Genomic DNA, 8,170 nt, shown 5'->3' on the forward strand with positions numbered 1-8,170 from the left:
GTCTCCTCCTTAACTCGTCGATAGTGTTTGCAACATCTATCTTGGCGCATAGCGACGCCGCTATGGAGTGGGGAGGAGACCATCCCATCTCGGAAGTAAAAGAGAAAAAACTAGAGGGGTATCTCGGGAGCCAAACGATGTCCGATCTTCTAATGCTTTTTCGTCCGAAGGACGTTTCCGTGGTTTCCGTGGCCACTCCGTCTTTTCTGTCGTTAATGAAAATCCCGCGAGCTCACCGGCAGCTCTTCAATCAGATAACTCATGTCAATCAGCTTCCCCGCCATCACATGTGTGATCTCTCCCTCGCGTTCCAGCACGCCCTTGACGAGTAACAGCCGGGCGGTGATCAGCGGGCGGCGTTGTTGGCGGGCGGTGTTGAGCCAGACGACGATGTTGGCGTTGCCGGTCTCGTCCTCCAGGGTCACGAAGGTCACGCCGGAAGCGGAGCCGGGGCGTTGGCGGCCGGTGACCAGGCCGGCCACCTGCACCGGGCGGCCGGATTCCTGATGTTTGAGATCCGTTGCTTTGACGCAGTGGCGTAGCGCCCCTTGCTCCCGCAGTAATGCCATGGGGTGGCGCTCCAGTGACAGGCCCTGGCTCTGGTAATCCGCGAGAATGGTCTGGCCCTCGGTGGGTGTGGGGAGGGCGACCGGGTCGTCGGAGGGCTCGTCCGGTTCGTCCCGGACAAACAGGGCGGCGGGGGTGTCCCGGTCCAGCAGTTGCCAGTAGGCCTGGTGGCGATGGTCGCTGATGCCCCGCAGGGCATTGGCACCGGCCAGTGCTTCGAGGTCACTCTGGTCCAGCCCGGTGCGGTGTCGCAGATCCGACCCGCTGCGGTAACCCCCGGCCGGGCGGCGTGCCACCAGTGTATGGGCCGCCGATTCCCGGAGGCCTTTGACCTGGCGCAGACCCAGTCGTAACGCCGGGTGACTGTCCGACGGGCCGAGCGGGTCCGGCCGGTGGTCCCAGTCGCTGTGATTGACATCCACGGGCAGAACGGTGACGTCGTGTCGCCGGGCGTCCTGTACCAGTTGGGAGGGAGAGTAGAACCCCATGGGCTGGCTGTTGAGTAGCGCCGTGTAGAACGCCGTGGGATAGTGTTGCTTGATCCAGGCGGACACGTAGACCAGCAGCGCGAAACTGGCGGCGTGGGACTCCGGGAACCCATAACCGCCAAAACCACAGATCTGCCGGTAGAGGCGTTCAGCGTACTCGTCGTCATAGCCGTTTTCGCGCATGCCGCGGATCAGTTTGTCCCGGAAGGGTGTCAGGTCGCCGTGGGCTTTCCAGGCGGCCATGGCCCGGCGCAACCGGTCCGCTTCGCTGGCCGAGAAGTTGGCGGCCACCATCGCCAGCTTGATCACCTGCTCCTGAAAGATCGGCACGCCCATGGTGCGTTTCAGCACCCGTTCCACCTCCGGGTTGGGGTAGCTCTCTTTTTCCAGCCCATGCTTGCGGCGCAGATAGGGATGCACCATATCGCCCTGGATTGGACCGGGCCGGACGATGGCCACCTCGATCACCAGGTCGTACCAGGTTTCCGGGCGCAGCCGGGGCAGCATGTTCATCTGGGCGCGGGACTCCACCTGGAACACACCGACGCTGTCGCCCCGCTGAAGCATGGCGTAGGTGGCCGGGTCCTCCTGGGGGATGTCAGCCAGCCCGAACGGCGCGCCGCGCTGTTCACTGATCTGCTCCAGCGCCCGGCGGATGGTGGAGAGCATGCCCAGTGCGAGCACGTCCACCTTCATCAGGCCCAGGCTCTCCAGATCGTCCTTGTCCCACTGGATGACGGTGCGGTCGGCCATGGCCGCGTTTTCCACCGGCACCAGCTCGGCCAGCGGTCCGGCGCTGATCACGAATCCCCCCACATGCTGGGACAGGTGCCGGGGAAAGCCCAGCAGCGTGTTCACCAGCATGAAGAACTGCGTGGCCACGCGATGGTGACGGGTCAGTTTTTTATCGAGAATCTGCTGGCACCAGTCGGTTTCCCGGTCGCGCCAGTCGATGCCGTCCAGCAACTGCTCCACCAGTGCCGGATCAAACCCCAACGCCTTGCCCACATCCCGGATGGCGCTGCGTGGGCGATACCGGATGACCGTCGCCGACAGCGCGGCCCGTTCCCGGGAGTAGCGTTGGTAGATGTACTGCATCACCTCTTCACGGCGCTGGTGCTCGAAGTCCACATCAATGTCCGGCGGTTCGTCCCGGTCTTTGGAGATGAAGCGCTCAAACAGCAGCTCCACCCGGCTCGGGTCCACCTCGGTGATGCCCAGGCAGTAGCACACCGCGGAGTTGGCCGCCGAGCCGCGTCCCTGGCAGAGAATACCCCGGCGCCGGGCGAAGGTGACGATGTCGTGGATGGTCAGGAAATAGTGCTCGTAGCGCATCTCGCTGATCAGGCCAAGTTCCTTTTTCAGGGCGGCCTGAACCGACAGTGGGGTGCCCTCCGGGTAGCGCCACTGCTCGCCTTCGCGGACCAGCGTCTGCAGATAATCCGCTGGCGTCTCGTCCGGCGGTACCAGGTCCGGCGGGTACTCATACCGCAGGCTGCCCGGCTCGAAGGTGCACTGATCGGCAATGCGGACGGTCTCCTCCAGCCAGTCGCTGGGATACAGACGCTGCAGCACCGACAGTGGGCGTAGATACCGCTCGCCATTCTGGAACAGGTGATACCCGGCCTGCTCCAGCGATGTGCGGTGGCGGATGGCGGTGAGTACATCCTGTAGTGGCTGGCGTTCCCGATGGTGCATGTGCACCTGCCCGGCCGCCGTCACGGGGCATTCCAGCGCGTCCGCCAGTGCGCGGATGCGCGCCAGGTGCGGTTCTTCACCGGCTTCCAGCGTCCGTTCGGCGAGAATCCAGAACCGCTCTGTAAACCGTTCCCGGAGCGATTGCCCGGTGGCCCGGGCGGCGTCTGTGCCCGTGACCAGCGGGGAGGGCGGTGCCCACAGGCACAGGCAATGGGTCAGGTCGTGGTCGTCCAGGTCAGCCAGCCACAGCTGCCAGTGCCCCTTCTCCGCACGGCGCCGGGCCGTGGTAATCAGCCGGCAGAGCTGGCCGTAGCCGGTGCGGTCCCGGGCCAGCAGCACGAACTCGGGCGCGACGCCATGTTCCGGGGCATCATCGGTTCTCAGGTGCGTGCCGGTGATCAGTTTCACCGGGCTGTCCTTCAATGCCGCCCAGGCCCGGGGAATGCCCGCCACCGAACACACATCAGTGATCGCCAGCGCGGTGTACCCGAGCGTCTGCGCCCGTTCGGCCAGTTCATGGGGGTGAGAGGCGCCGGTCAGGAACGTGAAGTTGGAGAAGCAGTGCAGCTCCGCATAACCCATGGTGGTCGCTACCCATACCAGCCGTGAATGAACCAGCCGTCCCGCACATCCCGGAACACCCAGGCCAGCTGGCCCGTGTCCAGCCGGGCGATGTAGTAATCCCGCAGTACCCGCTCGCCGTCCCACCAGCCGCCGCTGATGCGCTCCGGGCCGCTGAACCAGTCTGTGGGCGCGTGGCTGAGCGGGCGCGGCTGTCGCAGGAGCCAGAGCGGACGGGGCGGTGACACCAGGCGGTCGGTGGTGGTGCCTGAACGCATGCCCGTGGCCGCCCAGGCCCGCTCCGGGCGGTGATCCGCCTGTGGCGAGAGCCGATGCAGTGCCTGATCCCCGAGTCGCGCCTGCAACCGGCTGACCAGCGTCTGCCAGGCTTCCGCCCGATCCTCCCCGTCGCCGAGCAGGTCCGTGGGCGTGCCGGCCTGTCGTGAGAGGAAGCGTCGCACCACCAGCACGAGCGAGCGCACCGGCGCCGAAAGCGGCTGCTGATCGAGACGCAGCCGGATCAGCTCCAGAAACGCGCCCGCCCGGTGCTCGGGGCCGGCCGTCCGGATGCGCAGACGGGTGGGGGGCTGGTTGGGGTGGCGCAGCATCAGTGACAGAGTGTCCGTGTCTTCCTGACGCCAGCGCAGGTCGGTTTCCAGCTCTTCCAGAATGCGCTGCAACGGAAACAGCAGCCCCTGGCTTTGCTCCACCTCCCGCACAAAATCCACCTGCTCCCGGAACAGGTGGGGCGGCTCCCAGGGCGTCTGCGGGTCCGGCCGCTCGCCCTGCAGGCGCTGGATGTGTGCAAGCGTCTCCGGCGTCAGCCGCCGGGCCACCTCCGCCGGGGGCAGTTGCTGCACCTCGCGCAGGGTGGACAGCCCCAGCCGTTGCAGGCGCTTTTCCGTAGTGGCGTCCAGCTCCAGTGCGTGAAGGGGCAGGGCGGCCACCAGTGCGTTCAGGTGCGGTTCGGACGTCGTGCGCTCGCCGGTGCCCTGGCGGGCACAGAGCCGGGCGGCCAGCGGCGTTTTACCCAGGGCAATCTGGTAGGTCAGCCTCCGCTCGTCCAGCGCCTGAGCCACGCTGCGCCAGAACGCCGCCGCACTGCCATACAGCCGCTCCAGGCTGCTCGCTTCGGCCAGCAACCCATCAGGCGGATACAGCGTGATGCGCGCAGCGTAGCGATACAGCCAGCGTGCCTGTTGCTCCAGCACCCGGTCGGCCTGCTCCGGGTCCGGCTCAACCGGGACCAGTTCCGGCGCCAGACTGATGGCCGTTTTCAGGCGCATGCCCGGAGTAATGCCCTGTGCCTGAGCCTGTGGGCAGGCCTGCTCCACCAGCGCACCATTGGAGCCGGCGACCACCAGCGGCGCATCGTCCGACCGGTGTGCGCGCAGATGATCCAGCAGCAGATGGGGGAAATGCACGTACAGCCACAGCACTGCGTCAGGCTCCCGCTCCCTGCCAGGGACCGGCGACCACGGATTCGGCCGCTGTCGCTTCCGGCAGACCGGTGCGATCACCTAGACGGATCGCGCAGGACTGGCCGGGCCAGCCCCCCCGGCGCTTGAGAATGTCCAGGTGCAGGGCCGTGTCGGAGACCGGAGACGCCTTCAGGCGCAGGGCGGCCGGAGAGCTCTGCATCGCTTCTTTCTCAGCGCGGAACAGCAGACAGACGTTATCGCCGGCTTCGGCGGCCAGTTGCAGCCGTCGGATGGCGCGCGCGGTGAGTCGCCCCGGCCAGGCCATCACCAGACCGGTCACCGGCGAACGAAGACAGTTCTCCAGCGTCCACAGCAGGTCGCCGTCATCCTCTGTGCGCACGACCACCACCTGATCCAGCCCCACGCCCTGACGGTTCAGTTCCGGAGCATAGGGGGTGTGCGGTGGGTTCACCCAGAACACCATCTGCCCGCGTTCCGTCACCCGGCGCATCAGTGGTAGTGCCAGTTGCAGCTCCCCGATGCCCTCATGGGCCAGCAGGCATTCGCTCAACGCCCCACGCGGCCAACCGCTGTCACCCAGCGAGTGGTCCAGTTCAGGATGCCCGGTGGCCTCCACGGACAGATGTTGCGACGCGGCCCGGCGCCCCTGCCAGACGCTGGCCTCCTGCATCAGATGATCCAGCAGTTCACTCATGATGGTTACCTCAAACCAAAACTGTATAAATATACAGTATTCGGGGTTGAGCCGGAATGCAAGCAAGATCAGGGGTTGATCTCAACCGCATCCGGCGCCACTGTGAACAGAGACATCTTCCAGAATAGGAGAACGCCAATGAGCGCACTGACGGAACAGGCCTGCGAAGCCTGCCGGGCTGATGCACCGACCGTAACGGAAGAGGAGAAGAAGCAGCTGCACCCGGACGTGCCGGACTGGGAGCTCGTCACACTGGATGGCGAGGAACAGCTTCAACGAGTGTTCAAACTCAAGAACTTCGCCGAGGCCCAGGCTTTCACCAACAAAGTCGGCGACCTCGCCGAAGCGGAAGGCCACCATCCCGCCATCCTGCTGGAATTCGGCAAAGTCACCGTCCGCTGGTGGACCCACAAAATTGGCGGACTCCACAAAAACGACTTCATCATGGCTGCCCGGACGGATCAGTTGTTTAACGGGTAAATGGTCAGACGGCTCCGGGCCTGCGTTGCCCGGGGCTCCTCACCCCAACGGGCTACGAACGCCCGCAAATCCCTGACCAAGTACGTGCGTGTATATCTGCGTTGTCCGCAGATCCGTATGCCCGAGAAGATCCTGAACCGTTCGGATGTCGCTACCCCGGCGTAACAGTTCCGTGGCAAAGGTATGCCGGAATGTATGGCATCCGGCAGGCTTGCCAATACCTGATTCGTTGACCGCGAACCTGACTGCTCTCTGGACGGCGCTGGGGTGTATGTGGTGACGCACTGCATTGCCAAGGTCATCCGTACAGAGTCGGTAAGAGGAAAACAGCCATTGCCAGCTCAGGGAGGTGCCGGCACTGGGATATTTGCGGGCCAGGGCAAAAGGCAGGCTCACTGCACTTCGATAGAGGGATTCCCTTTGCTTCCAGGCTGTCTCGATCTCTTTTACCCAGTTCTGGAGTTCCGCTGACAGGGTTTCGGGCAACAAGGTTGTCCGGTCTTTTGACCCTTTGCCATCACGGACGATAATCAAGCGCTGATTGAAATCCAGGTCTTTCACCCGTAATCGACAGGCTTCCGTCACTCGAAGACCTGCGCCGTACATCAAAGATGCAAGAAGGTGGTAAGGAGACTTGAGTCGACCGATGATTCCCATGGCTTCCTGGTGAGACAGAACCACCGGTAGACGCCGCGGCTTTTTGGGACGAATCACCTCGCCGATATCACCAAGTGACAATCCCAGTACCTGTTTATAAAGAAACACCAGTGCATTCAGGGCCTGAGCCTGGGTTGCTGCCGCGACATTTCGCTCCACCGCGAGCCAGGTCAGAAAAGCGTTCACTTCTGGAGCACCCATCTCGCGGGGATGCGTCATCCTATGGAAGCGGATGAAGTACCGAATCCAGTACCAGTAGGATTTTTCCGTTCGAATACTGTACCGGTTAACCCGGATGACGGCCCGAAACTGATCTCGCAGCCGTGGTTCGCGCGCCTCCATGCTCGCTCCTTCTGCAGTACTGTTTATTTGTGCAGTAGTATTGTGTGAGCAAAAACGAGAAGTCAAGCGAATACATGGCAGGCTTGAGCGAGGTAAGCTAAGGTGTTGCTATTCTGAGCTTTTTGCTCCGGAGGAACCGCGCCGTGATGCGGAGTTATCAAGCGCTCAAGTTCATCCAATATCGCAGAGCGCGATCTAATCACTGTTAACTCAAAAGAGAAATATGGATAAACCTGAAGCACTGTATCACTACACGAGCCTAGAGGGACTTACGCACATCTTGTCATCGAGAAAGATCCGGTTCTCGAGGTTGGATCTATTAGATGATATGACAGAAGGGAGCTCCACTGATCCGGTTGATTGGAGGAAGTACTATTTTGTCAGTTGCTGGACGTCTGACCCGAAGGAATCAATACCTTTGTGGCATATGTACACCAAAGAGATGTGCGGCGTAAGAATAAAATTGCCAACCGAAATGTTCAAGAAACACTCTTTCTGTAAAGAGGATATCCCCTCTTTTTTAGAACTAGCAGATACAAGTTCAGCGCCTGCAGGTGCAAAAATTAAATTCTACTCCTATCTGCCTTATGAAGACCTTCATGGGGAAGACTATTTTGTAATGCCGACTTCTTTTAATGAAGATGTTTGGCCTTTTTCGGTTGTCTATACTGATGATGAAAGTGTATTAAACCGTGCATATCTAGAGTACGACAAAGAAAAAAATAATACCAAGATTTCCACTCATGAGATTGCAAAGTACAAAAGCACGGTATGGTCGTTTCAAAAAGAATGGCGGTTCCGGATTAACTGTTTTAATGCGGCTCCTCGAAGCTTGGCGGACAAAATGCCTGTAGAGGAGTACCACGAATTGATGATAAATAGGCTAAGAAGTATTGGGGAGGGTGTGTCAAGGGAATATTTCTATCTAGATATTTCTGATGAAGCTTTTTCAAAAATGGAAATAGTGCTGGGCCCAAAGATGGATGAAGCTCAGAAAATGATAGTTAGTTCGCTAGTGGATAAATACAACCCATCGGCTACAACAGAAGCCAGCAATCTTTCAGGCAAAGTCCGCTAGAGTTAACAAGCGCATCAACGGGACCGTTTTGTTCCGCTGGTCGCTCCACAAACCGGCCCGTTATGCGTGGCGTTGAGGCTGTAGAAAAAGTCCCGCAATCGCCGATCCGGCTCTGGTAGCATCGACCCATCGCTGGCTGACAAGGACCCGTCTTCCACCATGC

The 8,170-nt window shown here is 61.2% G+C and carries 6 protein-coding genes; 2 read left to right on the forward strand and 4 right to left on the reverse strand.

Annotation, left to right across the window (positions count from 1 at the left end; genetic code table 11):
- Window positions 1-212: 212 nt before the first annotated feature.
- The 3 genes from C8D92_RS15420 to imuA are packed head-to-tail and all read right to left on the reverse strand — an operon-like array spanning window position 213 to window position 5,450.
- Complete coding sequence (locus tag C8D92_RS15420) at window positions 213-3,335, reverse strand: error-prone DNA polymerase (RefSeq protein WP_116919930.1); 3,123 nt, start codon at window positions 3,333-3,335, stop codon at window positions 213-215.
- An 8-nt stretch (window positions 3,336-3,343) separates the two neighbouring features.
- Window positions 3,344-4,753, reverse strand: coding sequence for a Y-family DNA polymerase (locus C8D92_RS15425; RefSeq protein WP_116919931.1), 1,410 nt, complete (start codon window positions 4,751-4,753; stop codon window positions 3,344-3,346).
- Window positions 4,754-4,757: 4 nt separating this feature from the next.
- Entirely contained in the window at window positions 4,758-5,450 is a 693-nt protein-coding gene (gene imuA, locus C8D92_RS15430) for a translesion DNA synthesis-associated protein ImuA (RefSeq protein WP_116919932.1), read from the reverse strand.
- 138 nt (window positions 5,451-5,588) lie between these two features.
- Between imuA and C8D92_RS15435 the strand changes: the two genes are divergently transcribed.
- Window positions 5,589-5,930 (forward strand): 4a-hydroxytetrahydrobiopterin dehydratase, encoded by a 342-nt coding sequence (locus C8D92_RS15435; protein ID WP_095611654.1) that lies wholly within the window; start codon window positions 5,589-5,591, stop codon window positions 5,928-5,930.
- Window positions 5,931-5,969: 39 nt separating this feature from the next.
- On the opposite strand, the gene C8D92_RS15440 is transcribed toward C8D92_RS15435, so the two are convergent.
- Window positions 5,970-6,929 (reverse strand): integron integrase, encoded by a 960-nt coding sequence (locus C8D92_RS15440; RefSeq protein ID WP_116919933.1) that lies wholly within the window; start codon window positions 6,927-6,929, stop codon window positions 5,970-5,972.
- Window positions 6,930-7,152: 223 nt separating this feature from the next.
- Here C8D92_RS15440 and C8D92_RS15445 point away from each other — a divergent pair, with 223 nt between their 5' ends.
- Window positions 7,153-8,007, forward strand: coding sequence for a DUF2971 domain-containing protein (locus tag C8D92_RS15445; RefSeq protein WP_116919934.1), 855 nt, complete (start codon window positions 7,153-7,155; stop codon window positions 8,005-8,007).
- The last annotated feature ends 163 nt before the right edge of the window (window positions 8,008-8,170 follow it).

The sequence above is a fragment of the Tamilnaduibacter salinus genome (genome assembly GCF_003096655.1).
Taxonomy (GTDB): domain Bacteria; phylum Pseudomonadota; class Gammaproteobacteria; order Pseudomonadales; family Oleiphilaceae; genus Tamilnaduibacter; species Tamilnaduibacter salinus.

Bases quoted from the DNA above. Each gene is read 5' to 3' on its own strand.
- C8D92_RS15420 (WP_116919930.1), bottom strand. From the start codon at position 3,335: ATGGGTTATGCGGAGCTGCACTGCTTCTCCAACTTCACGTTCCTGACC.
- imuA (WP_116919932.1), bottom strand. From the start codon at position 5,450: ATGAGTGAACTGCTGGATCATCTGATGCAGGAGGCCAGCGTCTGGCAG.
- C8D92_RS15435 (WP_095611654.1), top strand. From the start codon at position 5,589: ATGAGCGCACTGACGGAACAGGCCTGCGAAGCCTGCCGGGCTGATGCA.
- C8D92_RS15440 (WP_116919933.1), bottom strand. From the start codon at position 6,929: ATGGAGGCGCGCGAACCACGGCTGCGAGATCAGTTTCGGGCCGTCATC.
- C8D92_RS15445 (WP_116919934.1), top strand. From the start codon at position 7,153: ATGGATAAACCTGAAGCACTGTATCACTACACGAGCCTAGAGGGACTT.